The organism is Mesorhizobium sp. P171375 (genome assembly GCF_057786075.1).
This window is the reverse complement of sequence record NZ_JBYNWF010000001.1, coordinates 775,016-798,569: the sequence shown is the minus strand read 5'-3', so window position 1 is coordinate 798,569 and position 23,554 is coordinate 775,016. Positions and strand designations below refer to the sequence as shown.

Sequence of the window (23,554 nt, the reverse complement as noted above, 5' to 3'; positions counted from 1 at the left end):
ACTTTTGCAAACAACGGCTAGCCGCCTATATCGGCAGCGCTCTGCCGCCGAACCCACCCGGATGCCCATTTGCGCTGCCGCTTGCCGGTTGACGGCTATCGGTTCATCCTTGTGCTGGCCGTGACGAGCGTGGCGAGGTCACGCGTCATCACCCCGGTCAAAGAGATAGAACATGATGTCGTCCGAAAACCGCTTTACATTTTTCGGCATCATGCTCTGGTGAGGTGACTATGGACTGCTCGGGCTGCGGTTTCGAGATTGAGGGCGGCTACGCCTTCTGTCCGAAGTGTGGTCGGCGCCAGCCCGTGCCTTGCGCCAGTTGCGGCTACGCCTGCGCACCCGATTTCGAGTTCTGTCCGAAATGTGGGGCAAGCGTCGGTGCGTCCACAAAAGCCGTTGAACGGCCTGCTCCGACACCAGGCCGGACCATTGCGCCACCCTCTCGAACTCCGTCGCCGAACATCGAAAGCGAGGAAGGGCAGCCTCCCGTCTCTGACGCCGATCGACGGACGGTAACGGTCCTGTTCGCCGACCTCTGCGGCTTCACGACACTCAGCGAGCAGCTCGACCCCGAAGTCATGCAAGCGCTGCAGAACGAACTGTTCAAGGAATTGACGGCGGCGGTGCGAAACTTTGGTGGCTTCGTCGACAAATTCATCGGCGATGCACTGCTCGCCTTGTTCGGTGCGCCGGTCGCGCATGAGGACGATCCGGAACGCGCGCTTCGCGCCGCTCTCGACATGATCGCCCGGACGGCGCGGCTCGGTGAAAGCACAGCCCGCTCCGGTTCGCCTCTGTTGCTCCATATCGGCATAAACACGGGTCCGGTCGTTACCGGCGGATTGGGCATCGGCACCGCCAAATCCTATTCGGTGACCGGCGACACGGTGAACACCGCGCAACGCCTGCAATCGCTGGCAGCGCCGGGTGAGGTGCTGGTGGGTGAGCTCACGCACAGGCTGACCCGGCATGCCTTTTCTTACGAGTCGCTGGGCGATGTCGTCTTGCGCGGCAAGGCCGGCAGTGTGCTCGTCCATCGACTGGATGCACCGCTGGCCGCGCCGCGTGCAGCGCGTGGGCTCGAGGCGCTCGGCCTCAGTGCGCCGATAATAGGCCGTGATGCGGAGCTCAACAGAATGCTGGCGAGCCTTGACCAGGCATGCGGCGGCTCGGCCCAACTTGTCCGCCTCGTCGGAGAAGCCGGTATCGGGAAATCGCGGCTGGTGAAGGAGTTCGTCGCCCGCGTCGGCGACGAGGATCGTTTTCGCAATGTCGCCGTGCGGCAGGCCACGTGCTCACCGCTGGGCGAACAATCATTCGGCGCCCTGGGCGCAGTGGTGCGCAGCGCTGCCGGGATGATGCAAAACGACAATGGCGACGAAATGCGGGACAAGCTCGCAGCCTTGCTGACCGATCTCGGCCTGCAGGGCGAGGAGGCGAAGCGGCTGATGCCTTTGCTCTACCATGTGCTTGGCCTTGGCGACCCCGATGCCACTTTGCAGCATGTCGAGCCCGAGCAGCTGCGGCGGCAAATTCTCTACGCAGTCCGCACAATCATCGAACGGCGGCTTGCGTTGTCGCCGCTGTTGATTGTCGTCGAAGACCTGCACTGGGCCGACGCCGTCTCGCTCGAGGCACTGCGTTTCGTGATGGACAGGCTCGAACGCACGCGGTTGATGTTGCTGGTCACGCATCGTCCGGCGCCGGACAACGACCAGCTCGACTCAAGTCGGGTCAGTCACACAGCGCTCAGGCTTTCGCCGCTCAGCAGCCATGACGGACGCAGCCTGGTGGCGGCACTTTTCGGTGAGAGCTGGGTAAACTCCGCGGGAGGGCTTCTCGACCAGATCCTCGAGCGCGCGGGCGGCAACCCGCTTTTTATCGAGGAGATCGTTCGTGGCCTTATCGATCGCGGTGTATTGACGCGCGAGGGCCAGCAATGGCGGACCGTGGCAGGCGAAGTCGCAACCGGCATCCCCGCCACGATCCAGGCAATGTTGCTTGCTCGCGTCGACCGGCTGCCTCATGACGTGCGCCGGTTGGCCCAGGAAGCCGCGGTAATCGGCCCACGCTTCGATGCCACGCTTCTGAAGGCCGTGACGGCCGACCCCGGCCGCCTGGAGGCCGGCTGCGAACTGCTTTGCGATGCGGAAATCATCGAGGAAGTTGCCGGATCTGGTTCTGTCTCGTCGCAAAGCTACCGCTTTACGCAAACATTGCTGCAGGACGTGATCTACCAGAATCTGCTCCTGCAACGCCGGACCGACATCCACGGGCGGGTCGGCGCCGCCTTGGAGCGATTGTGCGGCGACAAGCCGGAACGGCTCGAGGATTTGACCGTGCTCGGTCACCATTTCGCACTGAGCGCCGAGCGCGAGAGAGGGGCGCATTACCTGCAGGCGGCGGGCGATCGCGCTCGCATGATATACGCCAATGACGACGCCCTTCGTTTCTACGAGCGCGCGCTGACCGCGTTGGGCGAGAAGGCACAAACACCGCTCAAACTGGCAATTGCAGAGCGCATTGCCGATTTGAGCGGCCCGGCAGGCCGCCGCGAGATCGCGCACCAGCACTACGAGACGGTGCTGCAGGCATACCGCGCGTCAGCCGATCGCGTCGCTGCGGCGCGCGTTTTGCGCAAGATAGGTCGACTGCTCTGGGACGTCGGCAAGCGGGACAACGCGGAATCCCGCTATGCCGAAGCGGCGGCGCTCCTCGATGGAGCGGATGCCCCGATCGAGCAGGCGCATCTGTGGCAAGAGCGTGGCCGACAGGCATTCCGTAGCGGAGATCACGCGCTCGCGGCAAAATGGGCGGACGCGGCGCTGGATTGCCTACGCGCTCTGACAACTGAGCATGTCCCCGAGGATGCCACTCTCGTGACCGCCGAGGCACTCAATACAAAGGGTGTTGCGCTGGCTCGCCTTGGGCGAAACCATGAAGCCGTGCGGGAGGTCGAGCGCAGCATTGAATTGGCCGAAGCCGCCGGTCTGCTGGGCGCGGCCTGCCGCGGCTACACCAATCTCGGCGTGCTTTACACGACCATCGATCCGGCCAAGGCGATGGAGGTCTGTCGGCGCGGTCTTGAAGTGGCGCGCCGTATTGGTGATCTGGGCTTCCAGGCGCGCCTCCTCGTCAATCTGGCGGTGGCTTGTTGTACTTTCACGGATCGCTGCCCAACGGAGGGCGTGCCTGCTGCCGAGAAGGCCATCGAGATCGACCGGGCGCTAGACCAGCGCGAACACCTGGCGGTGCCGTTGATCGTGCTTGGGCAGATCCACCAGTGCAACGGCCGTCCGGACCTGGCGGTTGGCTTGTTCCACGAAGCACTGGACGTAGCCCGCGAAACGGGCGAACCGCAACTGCTGTTTCCGTGCTATGATGGTCTTGCAACGCTTAATCTCGACCTCGACAATCTGCCCGAGGCCGAACGCTACTTTTCCCTGGCGCAGGGTATATGCGCCCAGCACGGGCTCGACCCGGAAGGGCTTGTGGTGCTGCCGTTTCTCGACTAGCCGGGGGTGGAGGTTGGAAATGTCCGCGCATAGTGACTTGTTGCCGCTTCAGCCGGGCGACCGTGCGCCGAACGTGGTCCTCGACGCCATTACCCAGGAAGGCAAGATCGCGCTAGACGACTTTCGCGGACAAAAGCCCGTGCTGGTCGGCCTGTTTCGAGGTCTGCATTGTGCGTTTTGCCGGCGCCACATCGCCGCCCAGGCGCGGCTTGATCCGGAGCTGCGCGAAAGGGGCGTGGGGAGCCTGACGGTGGTCAACACGCCGATCGAACGGGCGCGTCTCTATTTCCGTTATCACCCGATGCCGAACCTGCTTGCGGCCTCGGACCCGGAACGCGCTTCACATCGTGCTTTTGGACTGCCCAATCTCGAATTCACCGAGAACGAGACGAACTGGCCGTACAAGGTCGCAATGGCAGCGGCACAGGATATGCGGGTCGACGTCCCTGGCGAATTGCCCGGTCCCATGGATCCTATGACGGCCGCCGCAATCCTCGACAAGAAGGACCACTACGAACTGACCGAAGCCGACGAGCGGATGATCGCAACGGGACACGGACAATTGGTCGGTCAGTTCCTGCTGGACCGGCAGGGTATCGTCCGCTGGAGCTTCACCGAGGTGCCGGAGGGTGGGCGATACATGTTTGGCGCGCCAAACCCGCAGGAACTGATGTCAGCCGTGTCGCAGGTCGCCCAATAGGCTTGTGAACGAGGTAAACAGGCGGGTTACTCGGGCCGAGGCAATGGCTGCGGCAGGCAGTCGCGTTCTATCCTCGCATGATGCGATAGACAGTTGCATCGCCCTCTACGCCTCGAAGAGGCGCGTCAAACGCGACGACGCTTCGACCCGCAAGCAGGTCACTCACGCCGGGCGCGCAATAGAGCGCCTCGGAGATGCAGAGCTGTCCGGCTTCCGCCAGTGACTGCACGCGCGCGGCGACGTTCACGGTCTGGCCGAAATAGTCGAGGTTGTCGTTGAGCGTCACGGCAATCGACGGTCCACAGTGGGCACCGATCTTGAGGATGATCCCCGGCCCGTCGTGGTCGCCGTTGAAGCGATCGATTTCTTCAAAGATGTGGAGTGCGGCCGAGATTGCATCCGACGGCCGCGAAAATACTGCCATCACCGCATCTCCAATAGTCTTGACCACCGCTCCGGAATGTTGCTGAACCGCCGCGTTGACCAGAGCGAAATGCTCGCGGACCAGGGCATAGGCGTTGAGATCGCCGAGGCGCTCATACATGGCGGTGGAACCCTTGAGGTCCGTGAACAGGAAGGTGATCTGCCGGATGCCGAGCCCCTCCTTCTCGTCGACACGCTCGGAACGGAAGAGGTGGCGGAAGGTTTGCCGCGCGAGCAGCGCCCCGCCGGAAACATATGGGTCGAAATCGAGCGTCGGTTTGGTCGTCAACGCGACAAGCTCGGGCGGCCAGTTGATGAGAAGCAACGCGCCACGATCGGGTCCGGTATTCGTAACCTCAATGACAACCGGACCGGGCGGCACTGTCGGCAACGACGGCAAGAAACGCTTGCCGTCATAGTTGATCTTGAGAAGTGTCGGCGCCAACACCGGATCCCCTGATATGGGTACAGCGAATGCCGCCTGTGTCTGCACGTTGACGCCCGACAGGGAGCCCGGACCGAGATCAGCGCGCAGCATTGTTGTGGTGCCCGGCGGCAGGAACGTCATGCCGCGCACGAAGCCTCGCAGAACATCCAGAAAGCGTACATCCTGCCCGGGCAGCCGCCCGTCATTGCCGAAGCGCAGCTTCCAGTGAAAATCCTCGACAGAGAGCGTTTGGGGTTCGTGAAACGGAAGGCGCCGCAGATGGGGCGACACGGAGAAGGAGACCTCGATGAAGTCGTCGAGGTCGGTATCGCCCGACACGTCGCACAGGCCACAGACGTAATGCGTCTGCAGCGTGCGCAGGGCGCCGAAACTGTCGAGCACCATCCCGGACTGGGGACAGAGCACATCCCAGCTCATATCGAACAGGCCGCAGCGGGCCGCGTAAAGGAAAAGGTCGATTGCTTCAGGCTCGGCGATTGCGCGGTCTCGGGCGAAAGCCAGCGGATTGACGCGATAGAGCGCCTGGTCGTCGCCGCTCCTGATAAGCGTTTCGAATTTTGAGATGACGCGCGGACTCCATGCTCGCGCTTGCTCGATCTCGGTCATCTTGCCTTCGAGAAGACGATCGTTGACCACCATCACGCCGAAATCCCCAATTTGCCTGCGGCAGCCTACTAAAAATCCTGCCCGATGCGAATGGATGGAATCCTTCGCGTGTCTCAGGACTTAGGGCGGCGCTGGCACGGGACTATGCGCTTACGCTGCGGGGCGTCTCGTCGATTGTATCTTGCGCATTGTGGGCGGGACACTGACACGTTCAGCGTTCATCGAGCACGGCCTCGACAGTGGCAACAAAGTCATCGAGCGAGCGGTCCCCGCGTATCTCGATGCGCGGAAGGTCGATGGGATTGCTATCGAGGTCCGCCGGCCCGTGTTTGCGGCCGAAGCCCACTCGATAGCCGCACTCCCTGGCCAGCCGGCCGAGGCGTCGGTCGGTGACAGAGAAGGGTGCCGCGAACGCGGTGCTTGGCCGGCCTGTCCACCGTTCGATGAACATGCGAGAGCGCAAGAGTTCGGCGGCCAGGTCAGCGCTCGACAGACCATCGATCGCGCGATGCGTCGCCATATGGCTGCCGAAGAACGCGCCTTCGGCGGCGAGGCGTCGCACCGTCCCGGCGCCCATAAGCTGCGCCGGCGGACCGCTGTAAGCGTCCCATCCTGCAGTTTCACCCACCAGGTCCGTCACCAGGAACACTTCCGCGGTCAGGTCGTTGGCGCGCAAGATCGGCCAGGCGTGGTCGGCGAAATTCTGGAAGCCGTCATCGAAGGTGATGACCACCGGGCGGCCAGCGAACGGCTGACGGTTGGCGATAAACCCTTCCAGCTGCTCGGACCCGATCGCGTGAAAGCCGTTGGCGCGCAGCCATGCCATCTGGCTGGCGAATGCGGCGGGCGCAAGCCGAAAACGGGCGAGCGCGGCCGGACCTTCATCGGCGACGCCGTGATACATGAGAACAGGGATGCGTTGGCGCTGTTCGCTGCGCGCAACGTCGCGGCGCAAGGCCCGAGCCCCACCCCAGACGATGTTTCGCGCGACCCCGATTTCGATGGGCGCGCGGATTGGCACATGATCGATCACCGGTTCCGTCACCACATCGTCCGGGGACAGGCGGCGGAACCGGTCTATGCGGTAGAGCTCGGTCTGGATCGATTGCTCGAGCACGAGGCCTTCGGTCGCTGCCAGCGTCTCGGAGATCGCTTGGGCGCCGAATGTGTTCCAGTCGAAGCCCGTCTTTTCGACATTGTCACGCAGCACGAATGCGTGTGCGCTGATGAAACTGCCGCCAGGCGCCAACGCCGCAGCGAATTTCTTGGCGATGCGCCGCAACTCGGCGAGGTCATCGAGGTAGTAGAGCACTTCCGAACAGAAGATCAGATCCATCTCATCCGGCAACGTGTCGGCAGCGAAATCGAGCACGCCGAACTCAACATTCGGCTGATCGCTGCATCGCGCACGGGCCCGCTCGATGGCTATGGCGGAGATGTCGGTTGCGGTCAAATGGCCCACGCGCGGCGCCAGCTGCCGTGTGAAATGGCCCTCCGCGCAGGCCAGCTCAAGCGCCCGTCCGATGGGACCGGTGGGCAGAATTTCGAGCTGCCGTTGATATTTTTCCTGCTCATAGAGCGAGCCGTATTTCCACGGATCCTCGGTCGCGAAATAGCTGTTCCAGAACGCCGTGCGATCATTCCTGTCCGCGATCCGTCCTCGGCGTGGCGTTGCAGGAGGCTGTGCAGGTTCGGCGCTCGACCGAACCAACTCCCGCGCTTGCGCGGCCAATTGCGCGAGTTTGCCAAAATGGCTGTCCGGATCGGGCCCGCGTTCCGCTGAGGTCGACAATGCCTCAGCTGCAAGGCCAGGCCGCTCAGCGGGCACGACATTCCGGATCAATTCAATCCAATGATCCCTTGTCACTGTCCCGAGTACGCCGAACTGTACGATAGCCTCGATCCGGCCATCCATCATCAGGTGGGCGTAGATCTGATCGATCCCTTCAGGCAGTTCGGTTGCGGCCGGGTTTCGAGCGTCGACGCGAATTCCAAGCGTCCGCGCCAGCCTGCGCGGCACGGCAAGATCGTCGGCGTCGAGAAGCATTTGCTCAAGCTGATACTGGATGCGGCGAGCTGCCGCAGGATTGTCCCAGATCTTGCCGAGTCCGACGATCAGCTCGGTGATGGCGCCGCCGAACCTGTCCCATCCGGCAGCCAATTGCGCCGGCGCCGACAGGCTTCCCGCCACAAGGCCATCGACGATCACCCTGGCGATCTCACCCGCCCACTTGCGTCCTGCCGGGAGCGCGCGCAGGGGCTGCGTGTCGATCGAGCGCAAACCTGAGCCGCAATCCGACGCGGCGTTCCGCAACGCGAGCCACGCGAGTGCTTCGGCAGCGGTGCCGCCGTTCGCCGAACTGGAAACCAAGGAATTATGCGCCACGCCGTCTTACCCACGCCTGGTTCTAAGGTAGAACGAGAGTCCCGCAACGCGCTTACATCGCCGGTTTGGCAAAAGCAAAAGGCGCCCCGCCTTGCGGTTCCCCTCGGAAACCCGATGGATGATCAACTCATTAAACACGAACGCGCGGGGGAGCAAATGGCTACGACGAGCAAGAAGTGAACGACGAACCAGGTACTTGAACGCATGGAGCTGCCAAAAAACAGAGCAACTGGAGATTGGTGACGATTTGTGGATAGACCATCCTGGGTGGAGGCCCTCGAATATGCTGCCAACACTAAACTAAAAGCAACGGCTGATCCGCGGGCGAACTGGGGTCGAAGCTTAGATCGCGGGCATCGGGAGCAAGGAGTCGTGTGCGTCCGAAGCGTGGTTTGTAGTGGCAGAGCAGGGTAGATATGGCGCGAAACACGGGAATGCCGATTTCCGCGCGGGTCATTTCGGCAAACCACAAATCGATCCCTCTCTGCGCCAAGGCGTCGAGCACGTCCGATAGGTCACGTTCAACCGCGCGATGAGGCAGACTTGGCGCGACATATTGGATCGGCGCCATATTCAGCGGCCGGGTATTCATCGAGGTTTTCTCCCGCCATCGCGACCAGGTACCAGCTTTGTCGCCAAGCGCTCGTGAAGCCCTGAGCGATATCTCCATTTGAAGCATCTCGGTCAAGGCGGCCGTCGCAGCGGACTGCAGGCTTTTGCCCGCAGCAAAGCCTACCGAGACGTCGCTGCCGTCCGGCTCCGCCGAGGCAGCGGCAATCACCGGGACGTCGATGTCGGAGGTAATGTCGAAGAGCCGGGTTCGACGCTCGCGATCCCACACCCAGTCAACAAGCGCGTCGACGCCCGAGAGACAGTGCGGATCAATTGTTCGGCGCTGCCTTCTTCCATACCACCACCGACCCGCCGCATCCCTCTCGACCAACTCCAGGACAGCCGCCAGTTTCGCTGCATCCGCACCAGGTCCTGCAGCGCACCCACTGCTATCGCCGATGGCGACCGCGCCCTCCTCGCCGACCTTTTTCCGTCCTATGAAAGCAAAGTCTGCCGGTATGAACGCCCCATTCCCCCCAAATGCATCTTCAACCCGCAGCCAGTTCAGCGCGGCGGAGCCATCCCTGATCGGCGGCCGCCAATCGAAGCCGTTGTTTTCCTTGTTCCACGCAGCGCGGGCGGCGATTTGATCGGGACTGAACCCGTTCAGCCGTTCAGGAGCGATTGCCGCCGATCCGATCTCGTCGACCGTAGCGGTGATCAACGGCTCGTCACCCCACGAGCAGCAACTGAAGAGTTCGGCTGCCTCGCCAAGGCAACTCGCCCGACAATCGTCGATGCTCAATCCTCGGCCGCTCGCCAGCCTCCCCGTTTCGGGCATTGCTGCGCGCGGTGCTGCTGGCATTTGCAGCAGAGCGTCCTTGGGGATTGCGATAGCGAAATGAGCCGGAACATCCGTCACAGGCAGGTCAATCACGTCGAACAACTCGCCGACCCTGGCGAGCTCGCTAGAGCCGTCAATGAAAGCATTTGCCATCAGTTCTTTGTACCGTCGACTAAGCGTGCGTTGGGGAGCAGAATAACACATTCGACGGGCATGGGCGGCGACTATGCAAGCGAGATCGGAGCGAGCGACCCTTAAATCAATCCTGTTTGCGGACCTGGCTCAGTATAGCCGGCTAACCGCGGCCGACGAACTTGGAACACTCGATCTCGTTTCGCAGTGTTTCCAACTCTTCCAAACCCATTGCGAGGAATTCGGCGCCGAGTTCATCAAGACGACAGGCGACGGGGTCCTGATACTGTTCGACGGTGTATCGAACGCCATCGACTACGCCATTTTCATGCAGGGTTGCCTGGCTGACCTCCTGGACAGGAGAGCGTTCTACAGTCGATTCCGGATCGGATTGCATATTGGAGAGGTTCATCGCCGTGACGGCGACGTGTTCGGCCATGCGATAAACGTGGCCGCCCGGGTGCAGGCCATGGCCGAGTCAGGCGGTGTGTGTGTGACCCAGGACGTCTACTGGGCGGCCCGCAACACCGGGCGGTGGCGTTTTCGGTTCGCCGGTCGGCCCGCCTTGAAGAACATGCCTGAGCCGCTGACGCTCTACAACGTGGTTGCCTCCAACCTCGCGGATGTCCCGGATAACGGCCATCAGCGACTGATTTCGGTCATCGATGGGCTTGGCCTTTACCGGGAAGATGGCGAAGCAATCGCCTTGCGTTCCCCGAAAGCGCAGGCCCTGATCGGATATCTTGCACTGTCCAGCAATTTTCAGGAGGTGCATGACCGGGTGGCTACCTTGATCTGGCCAGAACGAAGCCCGGTAGCCGCTCGGCGTGCGATGGCGAACTGCCTGCAGATCGCCGAAAGATCAATTGCGGGCAACTCGGCGGCAGGAATTCTCAGGCGCGGAAATATTATCGGGTTGAGCCCGTCGCGCGTAACCGTCGATGTCGTTCGCATGTTGAAGGATCTTGGAGAGGGCAAGATCGACGAGCTGCTGCTTCGACGATCGGATTGGTCCGATGCGATCCTGTTTGGCCTGGAAGACACCAGCGACCTGTTCAGTGCGTGGCTGAGCGTCACCAGGCACAACTGGCGTGACCACGCATTGGAAGCCCTGGAGGCCATGCTGGAACGCTTCGAGATAGCCGAACCTGCAATGCGCAGGGCGGCAAATGCCCTCTTGGTCCTCGAGCCCAGCCATGAGCGCGCTGCGCGCTGTCTCATCCGCCACCATGCGGAACTGCAGAATGTCGCCGCAGCAATGCGCGTCTACGAAAATCTGCGCGACCTTCTGCGCGAACGATATCAGTTGCTGCCGAGCATGGAAACGACGGCTTTGGCCGAGGCCCTCAAGGGTCCGGAGCCGCTATTGTTGAACAGAAAGAAACCACCTCGACCGAGCGGACCCGCGCCAACGCTTGCGGTCGCAAAATTTGAGGCTCGAACAAAGAAGATCTCTCTTCTGGTCTGGGGATTCCGCTCCGAACTGATCGCCAATCTATCCAAGTTCCGGGAGTTCACAGTCATCGAGTTAAAAGATACTGCAATCGAAAGTCCCGACACGGACTATCTGCTGGCGGCCCAATGCGTGGACAACCAGGACGACATGCAGTTGATCGTCTCGGTAAGCGATGCCAACACGAATCAGGTCATTTGGAGCGATTCGTTCAGATTTTCGCTTGGAAGCTGGCTCGCTTTGCAGAAGCAGCTGGTCGGAAGGATTGCTTCCACTTTGGAAGTTTACCTTTCGCATGACAGGCTGTCGCGTCAGGTCAGGGGCCTCCCGCAAAATCTCAATATCTATGATGCCTGGTTGCGCGGCGAGGACTTACTGACGCGCTGGACACCAGATGCCGAGGACGAGGCCCAACGGCTGTTCGAAGGCGCGATCGTTGCTGACCCGAACTTCGCTCCTGCCTACGCCAGTCTGGCCAGCATCCACAACGCGCGACAATTCATCCGACCGGGAATTGCTGCCGATCCTTCGATAACGGAGAGGGCTGCCGAGCTCGCCCAACGCGCTGTGGCGCTCGATCCCTTGGATGCACGCAATCATTTGGTCGTCGCTTGGTCGACAGCCATGACCCGACACTTCGAACAGTCGGAAGTGCACTACGAACTGGCCGCCGAACTCAACCCCAACAGTCCCAAGACACTGGTGTCGGCCGCTTTGGGCATGGCGTTCATGGGCCGCGTCGATTCTGCGTCGCGTCTGCTGGAGCGTGCAATGGATCTGACATCCATGTTTTTGGACTATCAGTGGTCGCACATCGCGGTAATCCGCTATTTTGCTGGAGATTTCGAAGGCGCAATCGAGGCGGCCGATCGGTCCAAAAACGCAATCGTCGACACCGCTGGTTGGAAAACTGCCGCCCTGCGCAAGTTAGGCAGAACGGATGAAGCGCGTGCGGCGCTGATGCAATTGCAGGAGTCTATTGCCGCAGCCTGGGCAGGACCCGCAGCACCGGCTCTGGAGGACATCTTGGACTGGTTTCTAGGCGCCTTCCCAATCAAGCGGGACGAGGATCGGCGTGATCTGGAACGGCTATGCCAGGTAGATGTCCACACGCACAAGCTCCCTTGATCCATCAGCCGGCACCAGGCCGTCATCGATGCTGTTCCAATACTCGCAGGCTTTCAAGCCCGATCAGACAAATGCGAAACTGCTGACTTGTGCCGATCGGTTGATAAGTTCATACTAAAATACGGCCCGGTGGAATACTATGGCCCGCCATGCTCAAAAAGCTTATCTCGTCAGAGCGGATGACCGTATCTTGCTATTTGAGCGTCGCAAGACGCCAAAGGAAGTTGGCCACGAAGAATTCTTGGCGTTGGTCCGCGTAGCCAACACGCCCGCCTATAAGCACATCTTCGGATTGCATGAAGGCAAGGCGCTTCCGTCCATAAAGGCTCTGGTGGCGCTTGGAGACGCACTTACCCACAAGCCCTATGCCTCGTCGGATGATAGCGATATCCCGGCAGGGTACACATATTTCGGCCAGTTTATTTTCCACGACATCAGTTTTATGGGACCGGGTAAGGATCCCGCCAACGATAGAACACCTGCTCTCGACCTAGACAGCGTGCTCCGGATTGATGCATCAGTTATGCTGGGGGCCGGATGTCATGACTCCGGACCGTTGCCGATAGGCTGTACGTCAGGCAGCGTGGTCATGCCTGAAGATCTGCCTCGTGTCGATCTCGGACTGCCTGAGGAAGGCAAGCCGCTGATAATGGACAACCGCAACGATGATTTCTTGCCGTTGGCGCAGTGTCACGTGGCCTTGTTAAAGTTTTTCAATGCCATTGCGAAAAGAGAGGGCTACGACCCCGCCAAGAAGGGTTCTTACGACAAAGTGTGGTGGCAGAAAGTTCGTCGCATTTGGCTGCAGCATTTTCAATCTGCGGTCTTACATGACTATCTACCCCGCATCGTAGATCGATCCTCCTTTCGCAATGTAATGCAGCACGGCCGCTGCATCGTTAAAGCCGGAGCATCGTCTCAAAACCCAGATTGGCTTCCTATCGAATTCGGAGCGGCGGTCGCACGTTTCGGCCACAGCATGATCAGGGATGCGTACCGACCGTGGAACCGGATCGAGGGGTTGGCGCGGCTGTCCGAATTTATGGAATCCAGCTACGCAAATTCTGGCGATAAATTGAACTCATCGGCTCATCGCCTTCTAAGAAACTGGGTCACGAACTGGTTTCTGTTGCTGGATTTTTCTGGCACCGCGTATGATGCGCAAGCGATTGAACCGATCAAGGCAAATAAGATCAATCTTAGCCTCTCCCCTTCATTAGCAAGCTTGCCCAACTGCCTGTTCGACGAATTGTGCTGCAACCCGGCTCCGGGGGACGTGTTCGGACTCGCTGAGGAGACCATGAAAACGGGCCATGAACTGGGCCTCGCCACTGCGCAGCATGCTGTCCTTTTGACCAACGCTGCATTGGTTTCAAAGCAGCAGCCGCCCCTGGCCTACCTTTTGCCTGAACAAATTCCGACTGACGACCCATCAATCCGGCAAGCCTTCACCGACCACCCCGACCTGCTAACCCGAACGCCCCTTTGGTATTACATCCTGAGAGAGGCAGAGCATTTTGGCGGTGGATGCCACTTAGGTCCGCTGGGAAGTCGCATCATGATGGAAACAGTTCACGCCGCGATTGAATCAAGCGCAAACTCAATTCTTTCTGAGCCGGCGTGGCGACCAGAGCTACCATCTGCAAATTTCAGATATTTCTCTATGCCCGACCTGATTGCGACGGCGGGACATCCGAATCCAATTGGCTAAATGGAGGGAGAAAATGGCTAAGCTTAAAATCTTTAAGGACAACAATTTCAACGCTGAAATTCCGAGCGCAGACGGGTATGTGAATGTCACGAAAAATCTCATCCTGACCGCCAACAGTTATGACTATTTTAGGGCAAACAACCACAAGGCGGAGAGGCCCGGCCTGCTGACCGGCCACGCCGGATACGAGGGGAACACAAAACTAAAAGTTTATCACGAGCTGGCAGCCGGCGGTTCCGCGGAAATTACAGACGCAAATTGTACGATCGAGGTCACCGAGGATCAGAAAAAGCCAAATGGGGGCAACCCGTCAAAGTTTAATATCGGATTTCCTCCAGAACGTCCGCTATCGGTCAATTATCTCAAGCCGTATGTGCAGGTCCTTGGCAGTATATTGTTTGATCCAAGCGAGCCTGACGGTGACAAGAGGCTGGAGCGAGCATGTCAATTCCTTTTCGGCATGATGCTGCTAACCCGCTGCCGCTGACGTGCAGTGCAGCTCCTCTCGGAGCATCGCCCCTGGAGGTTGCCGGCGCGGGCTCCTCAAAATGCGGAGTTCAGCCCCGCTAGGTGGCGAGCCGAGGCAGCTCCCCCTTGGCGTTCCCCGGCGCCAGACAGCAAAAAGGCCCGGTTTCCCGGGCCCTTTTTGCTTTTCAAATCTAAAGAAGATTTGGAGCGGGTGAAGCGATTCGAACGCTCGACCCCAACCTTGGCAAGGTTGTGCTCTACCCCTGAGCTACACCCGCTCACACGGCCCTAGGGCCGCAAGCCGGGCCTATATGGCTGAAGAGCGCGGCGATTGCAACAGGGAAATGACGGGCTTTTTGGTCGCGCCAAATCGCCTGGCCGAACCTCGTTGGCAACGCTGGTCATTCATTGACTTCCCGCATCACGGTCTTGTCTCGGCGGCATCATTGGCCGTAAACGGCTTTGCGCGTGGCCAGACTTGTACCAGGTAGGGAAAGACCATCGATGCCGAAGACTGAAGCCGAGCTTTTCTCCTTTCTTGCCGATCTCGGCATATCGGTGTCGACCGTGCGTCATCCGCCGCTCTACACGGTCGCCGATTCGCAGTCGCTGCGCGGCGAGATACCGGGCGGCCACACGAAGAACCTGTTCCTCAAGGACAAGAAGGACAATTTCTTCCTGGTCAGCGTCGGCGAGGATGCGGTCGTCGACCTGAAGCAGATCCACACGATCATCGGCGCCGCCAGCCGTGTCTCCTTCGGCAAGCCGGAGATGCTGATGGAGCTGCTCGGCGTCGTTCCGGGCGCCGTCACCGTGTTCGGGCTGATCAACGACACCGAGAGACGGGTCAAGGTGGTGCTCGACCAGGATTTGATGGCGCATGACGTCATCAATGCGCATCCGCTGATCAATGAGGCGACGACGTCGATCGCTTCCGCCGACCTCATCAGATTCGTCGAGGCAACCGGCCATGATGCTGCTATCTTGAAAGTCTCGGCTTGATCGCCACATGGATGGCGAAAACTGACCTCTAGCATGGATGTCGCGCCTGCTCCGCTGGCGAGGGGCGCGACCGGAAGGGCGACGACATGAGCGACAACAACAATCCGTTTGGCCGCCAATTCGGCGGCAATTCCGGTCAGTACACCACCTCCGTGCAGTATGGCGGCGCCGAGCCGGCCAAGGCCGTGCCCGGCGCGGCACCGGCCGGTGGAGACCTGATCAAGGACACCACGACCGCCGCCTTCGCCGCCGACGTCATCCAGGAATCGCGGAAACAGCCGGTGCTGGTCGATTTCTGGGCGCCATGGTGCGGCCCCTGCAAGCAGCTCACGCCGCAGCTGGAAAAGGCGGTCAAGGCCGCCGGCGGCAAGGTCAAGCTGGTCAAAATGAACATCGACGACCATCCCTCGATCGCCGGCCAGCTCGGCATCCAGTCGATCCCGGCGGTCATCGCCTTCAAGGACGGCCAGCCGGTTGACGGTTTCATGGGCGCCATTCCCGAGAGCCAGATCGGCGAATTCATCACCAAGGTCGGCGGTAAGGGTAATGGCGCGCCGCCGGTCGCAGAAGCTTTGACCGCGGCAGCCGAAGCGCATGCGGCGGGCGATGCGCAGACCGCAGCCGACATCTATGACGCCATACTGGCGCAGGCGCCGGAGACGATCGAGGCTATCGCCGGGTTGGGCGAGCTTCTGTTCGAGGCCGGCGACAGCGAGGGCGCCGAGGCGCTGCTGGCAACGGCGCCGGAGGCCAAGAAGGATGCGCCCGCACTTGCCGCGCTGCGCGCCAAGATGACGCTGGCGGCTGAAGCGGCAGCGCTTGGCAATCCCGCCGAGTTCGAGCAGCGCCTGGCCGCCAATCCCGGCGACCACCAGGCGCGTTTCGATCTAGCCATGGTCCAGAATGCGCGAGGCGATCGCCATGCGGCGGCCGACAATCTGCTGGCCATCATCAAGGCCGACCGCGCCTGGAACGAGGACGGCGCCAGGGCGCAGCTGCTGAAGCTGTTCGAGGCCTGGGGCATGACCGACGAGGCGACGCTGGCGGCGCGGCGCAAATTGTCGTCGCTGCTGTTTTCCTGAGCCGTTCGCCGGCGAAATTACCGGCGGAATGGTTTTGGGACCTTGCGGCCGGCGTCGGCTGCGCCAGATTAGGCCGATACTGTCGCGCCCGAAGCGATCGGAGGACTTAAGTGCAGGTCGGAAACGCACATTACCGGGTCGGCAAGGATCTGCCGTCGACCATCCCGGTGTTTCCGCTTGCCGGCGCGCTGCTTCTGCCGGGCGGCCGTATGCCGCTCAACATTTTCGAGCCGCGCTATCTGCAGATGGTGGATGAGGCTATCGCCGGCGCGCGGCTGATCGGCATCATCCAGCCCAGCCTCGACGGCGCGCTGCGTGCCGATGGTGAGCCCGAACTGTGCAATGTCGGCTGCGCCGGGCGCATCATCTCGATGGCCGAGAGCGGCGACGGCCGCTATCTGATTTCGCTGCAGGGTGTGTGCCGGTTCCGCATCACGCATGAGCTGCCGTTGAAGACGCCGTTCCGGCAATGCAAGCTGGCGCCGTTCCTCACCGATCTTAGCGAAGACCAGGCGGCGAGCGAGGTCGACCGGCCTGCGCTGCTTAAAGCGTTTCGTGCCTATCTGCAGGCCAACGAGCTCGAGGCCGACTGGGAAAGCGTCAGCCGCGCTGAAAACGCCATGCTGGTCAACGCGCTGTCGATGATGGCGCCTTACGGCCCGGCCGAGAAACAGGCGCTGTTGGAAGCGCCCGACTTGAGAGCCCGCGCCGAGACGCTGATCGCCATCACCGAAATGGCGCTGGCGCGCGAGAATGAGGATTTTGGCTCGAGTTTGCAGTAAGGTGTGTCAACGCATCTTGGGCCGGTGGTTGGCTGAAAGAGGAAACGATGGCAGCGGACGGACGTGACGGCAAGACGGCCAATGTCGATCCAAAACTGCTGGAGCTGCTGGCCTGCCCGCTGACCAAAGGGCCGCTGGCCTGGGACCCGGAACGCGGCGAATTGATCTCGCGGCTCGCCAAGCTCGCCTATCCCGTGCGCGACGGCATCCCGATCATGCTGCCCTCGGAGGCGCGGACGATTTCGGCGGAGGATGTGCTGTCGCCGCCGCGGCTGAGTGGGCCGGCGCAGGCTGGACGCTGATCGGCAGGTAGCCCTTGATCGTTCCTTTTAGGGGCAAATCGCAAACCTTGGAGATTGACCGAAACGCTCCTCCCTTCGTCATCCTAGGGCGGAGCAGCCGCGAAGCGGCGTCGCGGAGACCCTAGGATCCATGCCGCGACCTGATCGAAGGGTGCAGCGGAGCAGAATTCTGCACCGTTTCAATGCCTTAATGTCACTGCATGGATCCCGGGGTCTGCGCCGCGTCGCTTCGCTCCTTGCTTCGCCCCAGGATGACGATGCGATGGGCGTCTCCATAAAGCCCTACTGAAAATTCCTTCCCTTGGGCATGACCCTCTCGGCCTTGTCCGACAGCGCTGCGATGTCGGGCCGGACCGGCACGGCCGGTGTCATCTCCTCCAGCAGCACTGTCAGCCAGGGCGTCAGATCCTCGATCTTTTCGGCGACGATGTGGATGACATCGGATTCCGACTGCAGCTTGCCGGTGACCTTGACGAAGCGGGCGCCCATGACGATGGGGCGGAAGCGGGTAAACGTCCTTTCCCAGAAAATGACGTTGGCGACGGCCTTGTCGTCCTCCAGGGTCAGGAAGATCGCATTGCCTTTGCCGGGCCGCTGGCGCACCAGCACCAGCCCGGCGACGGAAACCCGCCGGCCGTCGCGAACCGCGCCAAGGTTGGCATTGGGGATGACGCCGGCGCGGTCGAGCCGCTCGCGCAGGAAGGCGACCGGATGCGCCTTTAGCGACAGGCCGAGCGAACGGTAGTCATGGATGACATGTTCGCCGAGCGGCATTATCGGCAGTTTTGTTTCGGGTTCGAGTTCGCGCAGCCGGATCGCCGGCTGGTCGAACAGTGGCAGTCTTTCGGCGGCACTCTTGCCGTCCAGCGCGCGCACCGCCCACAAGGCTTCACGACGGTCGAGGCCGAGCGAGCGGAAGGCGTCGGCCTGCGCCAGTCTTTCGATGTCGTCGACATCGAGACCGGAGCGCAGCCAGACATCCCTGACGCTTGAATAGCCGGCGCCGCGCCGCTCGGCAAATTGCTCCATGCGCTCCTTGGACAGTCCCTTGATCTGCCTGAAGCCGAGCCGCACGGCGTGCTTTGTCTCGATGACACCGCGCATCTCGGCATGGCGCGGCAGGATGCGGGCCGGGTCGAATTCGTCTTCCTCCAGCGTGCAGTCCCAGCCGGAAAAATTGACGTCGACGTCGCGGATATCGACGCCATGGTCGCGCGCGTCGCGCACCAGCTGCGCCGGTTGATAAAACCCCATCGGCTGCGAATTGAGGATCGCGGCGCAGAACACGTCGGGATAGAAAGTCTTGAACCAGCACGAGGCATAGACGAGCAGCGCGAAGGAGGCGGCGTGGCTTTCGGGAAAGCCGTATTCGCCGAAGCCTTCGATCTGCTTGAAGCAGCGCTCGGCGAAGTCCTTGGTGTATCCCTTGCCGACCATGCCGTCGATCATGCGCTGGCGGTAATTGCCGATGGTGCCGGTGCGCTTGAAGGTGGCCATGGCGCGGCGCAATTCGTCGGCTTCGCCCGGCTTGAAGCCGCCGGCGACGATGGCGATCTTCATCGCCTGCTCCTGGAACAGCGGCACGCCCAGCGTCTTCTTGAGGATCGCCTCCAGCTCCGGCTTTTGATACTCGGCCTTCTCCTTGCCTTGCCGGCGGCGCAGATAGGGATGAACCATGTCGCCCTGGATCGGGCCCGGCCGCACGATCGCCACCTCGATGACAAGGTCGTAGAAATCCTTTGGCTTGAGCCTTGGCAGCATCGACATCTGGGCACGCGATTCGATCTGGAAGACGCCGAGCGTGTCGGCGCGGCCGATCATGTCGTAGACATGCCTGTCCTCAGGCGGGAGGCTTCCCAGCACATAGGGCCTGCCATACTCATCGCGCGCATCCGGGTAATGATTGGTGAGCAAGGTGAAGGCGCGTTTCAGGCAGGTCAGCATGCCGAGCGCCAGCACGTCGACCTTCAAAATCTTGACCGCGTCGAGATCGTCCTTGTCCCATTCGACCATCTTGCGTGCCTCCATCGCCGTCTTGACGATGGGGACGATCTCGTCGAGCCGGTCTCTGGTGATGACGAAGCCGCCGACATGCTGCGACAAATGCCGGGGAAAGCCCATGATCTCGTTGGCGTGGGCGATCACGTGACGGGTCGAGGTCTCGTTGCGGTCGAGGCCGCCGGCATGGGCCTCCTTCTCGCCGAGCTCCGAGGTCGACCAGCCCCAGATCGAACTGGAGAGCGCGCTGCGGACATCGTCCGACAGGCCCATGGCCTTGGCCACCTCGCGCAATGCCGAGCGGCCGCGATAGCTGATGACGGCGGCCGCCAGCGCGGTGCGCTTGGCGCTGTATTTGGAGTAGATGTATTGGATCACCTCCTCCCGCCGCTCATGTTCGAAGTCGACGTCGATATCGGGCGGCTCGTTGCGCTCCTCGGAAATGAACCGCTCGAACAGCGTGTCGATGCGCTCGGGGCCGACCTCGGTGATGCCGATGCAGAAGCAGACGATCGAATTGGCGGCCGAGCCTCTGCCCTGGCACAGAATGCCCTCGTTGCGGGCGAACTGGACAATGTCGTAAACGGTGAGGAAATAGCGCGCATAGTTCAGGCGCTCGATCAGAGCGAGCTCTTCGCCGATGCGCTGCGAGACGGAAGCGGGGACGCCCGCCGGATAGCGCGTGGCGGCCCCCTCCCTGGCCAGACGCTCGAGCTCGGCCTGCGGCCCGAGGCCCGATTGCGTCGGCTCGTCGGGATAGTTGTACTGGAGATCGCCAAGCGAGAAGGTCAGCTCGCCGGCAAAGCGCAGCGTCTCGGCCAGCGCCTGCGGATGGCGGCGAAAGAGGCGGGCCATTTCCAGCGGCGGCTTTAGATGGCGCTCGGCATTGGCCGTCAGTTCCAGCCCGACCTCGGCGACCGGCACATTGAGGCGGATGGCGGTAAGCACATCCTGCAGCGAGCGCCGCTCGGCTGTGTGGTAGAGCACATCGTTGGTCGCCATCAGCGACACGCTGGCGGCTTCCGCCATGGCGGCCGCCTGCTCGATGCGGAAGCGGTCATTGCCGCGATAATCCGGCGCCACGCCTAGCCGCAGGTTGGCGCCAAAACGATCCTTCAGCTGGCGGATCAATGCCAGGGGATCGTCGGCATTCGTCGAGAGATCCGGCAGCACCGCCAGCGACAGAAGATCGCCCCATTCGAGCAGGTCGCTGTGCTGGAGAAGAGTTGCACCTTTCTCGTTTTCGTCGCGCAGATTGGCCTGCGTCAGCATGCGGCAGAGATGGCCCCAGCCCTTGCGGTTCTGCGGATAGGCGAGAATGTCCGGCGTGCCGTCGCCGAACACCAGCCGGCAACCGGGGTGGTAGGCGAGCTTCTCGACCTTGGCCTGCTGCCAGGCGCGCACGACGCCGGCGACGGTGTTGCGATCTGCCAGCCCGATCGAGGAGAAGCCGAGGAATTTGGCCGCCACCACCAGTTCCTCCGGCTTGGAGGCGCCGCGCAGGAAGGAGAAATTCGACTGGATGCCGAATTCGGCATAGGGAATGACGGTCAGCGCGTTCATGCGAAGATACCATGCATGAACCAGCGCGGCGAAGGCTGCCCGGCGCCGTAGAGCCCCTGGCGGTAGAGCCAGTAGCGGCGGCCGTCGCTGTCCTCGATGCGGAAATAGTCGCGCGTCGGCGCGTCCTCCTCACTCTTCTGCCACCATTCCGGCGCGATGCGCTCTGGCCCTTCGGCGCGGGCGACCCGGTAGAGCGCGCGGCGCCAGCGGAAATTCATCGGCGGCCCCTCGGGCATTTCGGTGGCCGGCACCTCGATCGGCTCGGGCGAACGGAACAGCCGGATCGGCCGCTCAGGCGGGAAGATGGTTGCCGGCGGCGCGTCTTTCCGGTCCGGCCTTTTCGGCGGCGTGGTCCGTTGCGGCGCCTCGGAGAAGGGGATGGTGGCGACGGCGCGCTCCGGCAAATGGCTCTCGACGGCGACCGCTTTCAGCACCGCGCTGTCGCCGAGCCGGGCGCGGATGCGGTCGGCAAACAGCGCGATGTCGGCGCCGTCGTCCTCGGTCTCGCCGGTCAAATCGGCCTGCTGCATGTCGAAGGCGGCAGCCACCAGCACGGAAAGCCGCACCAGGTCGAAGCCGTAGCCGGCATCGATGTCCTGTTCGAGCGCGGTAAGCCGCTCGTGGAACAGGCGCTGGATCAGCTTCGGTTCGCGCAACGGGCGTGATGTACCGACGGCGATGCGGCTGACGGCGCCGTCGACGCGAAACAACAGCAACGCCAGCGTCCGGGCGCCCTCGCCGCGGCGCTCCAAGTCGACCTTCAGCGTCACAGCCAGCATTTCCACCAGCCGCTCGATCTCGGCGGTCAACACGACCGGCTCGGCGAGGTGGCGCTCGACCGAAAGCGGCGCCACCGGCAGGCGCGGCGATACCGCCTCGTCGAGGCGGCCGAGCGCCTGGTCGAGGCGCAAGAGCAAGCTGGCGCCGAAGCGGCGGGCAAGCGGCGCGCGCGGTGCGGCCATGACCGCGCCCGCGGTGCGCAGGCCGACACTTTCCAGGCTGGCGCGGATATCGGCTTCGATGCGCAGTGCGGCCAGCGGCAAAGGGGCCAGCAGCGCTTCCTCCTCGCCGGAGGGAACGATGCGGTCGCCGCAGAAGCGCGCCGCCGCCCAGGCCGCGCCCGGCGTCGCGGCAAGCCCGGCGCGGACCTCGAAACCCTGCTGGAAAAAGCGTGCAAGAATGTCATCCAGCATGGCGCGCTCGCCGCCGAACAAATGCGTGCAGCCGGTGACGTCGAGATAAAGGCCATCGGCGCCGTCCAGCGCCACCAGCGGCGTGTAGCGGTCGCACCAGTCGGCGAGACCTTCGAGCAGCCGGCGGTCGGCTTCCGGATCGGCCTCGACGATGTCGATCGAGGGATGCATGGCGCGCGCGTCGGCAATGCCCATGCCGCGCTTCAGATGCAGCGCCTCAGCCCGCTCGTCGAGGGCCGATATGCGCTGGGCGCTGCGGTCGCGATGGCTGATCACCAGAGGCAAATGATCCGACGGCCGGGAACGCCACGACCGTCCCAGGCGCTGGCGCAGGATCCGCTCTGCCCCGAGATGCGGAAACCACAGCGACAGAATTCTCTGGCCGTTCTTCCCGTCTTTCTTCGAAACTGTGTTCATCGGGGTTCCACTCCAGTGTGAATTGTCCGGGCAGAGCGCTACGGCTCTTGCCGATGCTGACGGTGAAGGCGGGGCGGCCGATTGAGCCGGCGAGCGGCCCGGCGATGGTCCGGCGGCTTGCAGCCGCTGCGGCCGACACGATAAGGCGTACGGGTGCCGCCGTTGGCTCGGCCTCGCCGGCCTGGCGCAGCAGAAACACCGGCCGGCCGGCGCTTTGCGCGCGGGCGTGCAGCCGGCGCGTTGCGGTGAGGTCGAGCCGCTGCGGGCTGCCGCGGATTTCGAGGATGATTGCGGCCAGCGCGGTCATCTTCGCGGCTTCCTCGGCCACCCACAGCGCATCGGTGAGTTTCGCCGCCTCGGAAAACAGCAATTGCTCCGGCGCGATGCCGAACATGCCCTGCAATCCCCTGGCATAGGGAAAGCCGGCCTCGCGAAAAATCTCTGACGTGCCGATCCACAGCACGGGCAGGTTCTGTCCCTTGAGGATCAGGCTGACCAGCGACAGCACAAAGCCGGCGACAGCCCCGGCATTGCGGGTCTCGAGGCCATGGATTTCGCTAAGCGCGGCTTTCGGCAGGCCGCCGTTCAGCGCGGCATCGAGGCGCTCGACGCCGGTGGGCAGGAAGGCATCCGGCGAAGCCACGGCAAGGCCGCGCCGGATGATGGTGACATCGGCATTAGATTCGGGCGCACCGCCGACATTGCCTTCAGCATGCGCACGAGGTCGCTCGCCGGCGGGCGCTTGCAGGCGCTCGGGCAGCGTTCCCTCGATCTTCGCGATCTGGCGGCGCAGGGCAAAAACAGTCTCCCGCGCCACGGCTGATGTCGCCATGACGGTCAGTTTCTTTC

The 23,554-nt window shown here is 62.3% G+C and carries 15 protein-coding genes and 1 tRNA gene; 9 read left to right on the top strand and 7 right to left on the bottom strand.

The genetic code is table 11. The features are described 5' to 3' along the window. Positions 1-230 precede the first annotated feature (230 nt). Together ACYHH6_RS03935 and ACYHH6_RS03930 are read left to right on the top strand one after the other, a co-directional pair. The gene (locus ACYHH6_RS03935; RefSeq protein WP_352583230.1) at positions 231-3,515 is read left to right on the top strand and encodes an adenylate/guanylate cyclase domain-containing protein; all 3,285 of its coding nucleotides are present in this window, start codon (positions 231-233) and stop codon (positions 3,513-3,515) included. Between the two features lie 19 nt (positions 3,516-3,534). Further along, entirely contained in the window at positions 3,535-4,215 is a 681-nt protein-coding gene (locus ACYHH6_RS03930; RefSeq protein WP_352583315.1) for a redoxin domain-containing protein, read from the top strand. A 67-nt stretch (positions 4,216-4,282) separates the two neighbouring features. On the opposite strand, the gene ACYHH6_RS03925 is transcribed toward ACYHH6_RS03930, so the two are convergent. The 3 genes from ACYHH6_RS03925 to ACYHH6_RS03915 all read right to left on the bottom strand — a co-directional run bounded on the left by ACYHH6_RS03925 (position 4,283) and on the right by ACYHH6_RS03915 (position 9,627). Then, a complete protein-coding gene (locus ACYHH6_RS03925; RefSeq protein WP_352583231.1) occupies positions 4,283-5,728 on the bottom strand; it encodes an adenylate/guanylate cyclase domain-containing protein in 1,446 nt (481 codons plus the stop codon). 175 nt (positions 5,729-5,903) lie between these two features. Further along, on the bottom strand, positions 5,904-8,078 hold the full coding sequence (locus ACYHH6_RS03920; protein ID WP_352583233.1) for an SAM-dependent methyltransferase: 2,175 nt from the start codon (positions 8,076-8,078) through the stop codon (positions 5,904-5,906). Between the two features lie 295 nt (positions 8,079-8,373). Continuing rightward, complete coding sequence (locus tag ACYHH6_RS03915) at positions 8,374-9,627, bottom strand: YcaO-like family protein (RefSeq protein ID WP_352583235.1); 1,254 nt, start codon at positions 9,625-9,627, stop codon at positions 8,374-8,376. 73 nt (positions 9,628-9,700) lie between these two features. Between ACYHH6_RS03915 and ACYHH6_RS03910 the strand changes: the two genes are divergently transcribed. The 3 genes from ACYHH6_RS03910 to ACYHH6_RS03900 all read left to right on the top strand — a co-directional run bounded on the left by ACYHH6_RS03910 (position 9,701) and on the right by ACYHH6_RS03900 (position 14,385). Further along, a complete protein-coding gene (locus ACYHH6_RS03910; protein ID WP_352583237.1) occupies positions 9,701-12,187 on the top strand; it encodes an adenylate/guanylate cyclase domain-containing protein in 2,487 nt (828 codons plus the stop codon). A 139-nt stretch (positions 12,188-12,326) separates the two neighbouring features. Further along, on the top strand, positions 12,327-13,898 hold the full coding sequence (locus tag ACYHH6_RS03905) for a peroxidase family protein (RefSeq protein ID WP_352583239.1): 1,572 nt from the start codon (positions 12,327-12,329) through the stop codon (positions 13,896-13,898). Between the two features lie 13 nt (positions 13,899-13,911). Then, on the top strand, positions 13,912-14,385 hold the full coding sequence (locus ACYHH6_RS03900; protein WP_352583241.1) for a hypothetical protein: 474 nt from the start codon (positions 13,912-13,914) through the stop codon (positions 14,383-14,385). A gap of 184 nt (positions 14,386-14,569) precedes the next feature. Here ACYHH6_RS03900 and ACYHH6_RS03895 read toward each other — a convergent pair. Continuing rightward, positions 14,570-14,644, bottom strand: a tRNA-Gly gene (locus ACYHH6_RS03895). A gap of 226 nt (positions 14,645-14,870) precedes the next feature. On the opposite strand from ACYHH6_RS03895, the gene ACYHH6_RS03890 reads away from it, so the two are divergent. The 4 genes from ACYHH6_RS03890 to ACYHH6_RS03875 all read left to right on the top strand — a co-directional run bounded on the left by ACYHH6_RS03890 (position 14,871) and on the right by ACYHH6_RS03875 (position 17,534). Continuing rightward, the gene (locus ACYHH6_RS03890; RefSeq protein WP_352583243.1) at positions 14,871-15,368 is read left to right on the top strand and encodes a prolyl-tRNA synthetase associated domain-containing protein; all 498 of its coding nucleotides are present in this window, start codon (positions 14,871-14,873) and stop codon (positions 15,366-15,368) included. Positions 15,369-15,454: 86 nt separating this feature from the next. Continuing rightward, on the top strand, positions 15,455-16,450 hold the full coding sequence (gene trxA / locus ACYHH6_RS03885) for a thioredoxin (protein ID WP_352583245.1): 996 nt from the start codon (positions 15,455-15,457) through the stop codon (positions 16,448-16,450). 110 nt (positions 16,451-16,560) lie between these two features. Beyond that, the gene (locus ACYHH6_RS03880) at positions 16,561-17,232 is read left to right on the top strand and encodes an LON peptidase substrate-binding domain-containing protein (RefSeq protein ID WP_192258777.1); all 672 of its coding nucleotides are present in this window, start codon (positions 16,561-16,563) and stop codon (positions 17,230-17,232) included. Between the two features lie 47 nt (positions 17,233-17,279). Further along, on the top strand, positions 17,280-17,534 hold the full coding sequence (locus ACYHH6_RS03875) for a Trm112 family protein (RefSeq protein ID WP_112560160.1): 255 nt from the start codon (positions 17,280-17,282) through the stop codon (positions 17,532-17,534). A 282-nt stretch (positions 17,535-17,816) separates the two neighbouring features. Here ACYHH6_RS03875 and ACYHH6_RS03870 read toward each other — a convergent pair whose 3' ends face one another. From ACYHH6_RS03870 to ACYHH6_RS03860, 3 genes are read right to left on the bottom strand one after another with little or no spacing between them, the layout of a single operon-like run. Beyond that, positions 17,817-21,095, bottom strand: a complete 3,279-nt coding sequence (locus ACYHH6_RS03870; RefSeq protein ID WP_352583248.1) for an error-prone DNA polymerase — start codon at positions 21,093-21,095, stop codon at positions 17,817-17,819. Further along, complete coding sequence (locus ACYHH6_RS03865; RefSeq protein WP_352583250.1) at positions 21,092-22,564, bottom strand: DUF6504 family protein; 1,473 nt, start codon at positions 22,562-22,564, stop codon at positions 21,092-21,094. The genes ACYHH6_RS03870 and ACYHH6_RS03865 overlap by 4 nt, the downstream gene beginning before the upstream one ends. Then, the gene (locus tag ACYHH6_RS03860) at positions 22,506-23,537 is read right to left on the bottom strand and encodes an ImuA family protein (RefSeq protein ID WP_352583251.1); all 1,032 of its coding nucleotides are present in this window, start codon (positions 23,535-23,537) and stop codon (positions 22,506-22,508) included. The genes ACYHH6_RS03865 and ACYHH6_RS03860 overlap by 59 nt, the downstream gene beginning before the upstream one ends. Positions 23,538-23,554: the final 17 nt, after the last annotated feature.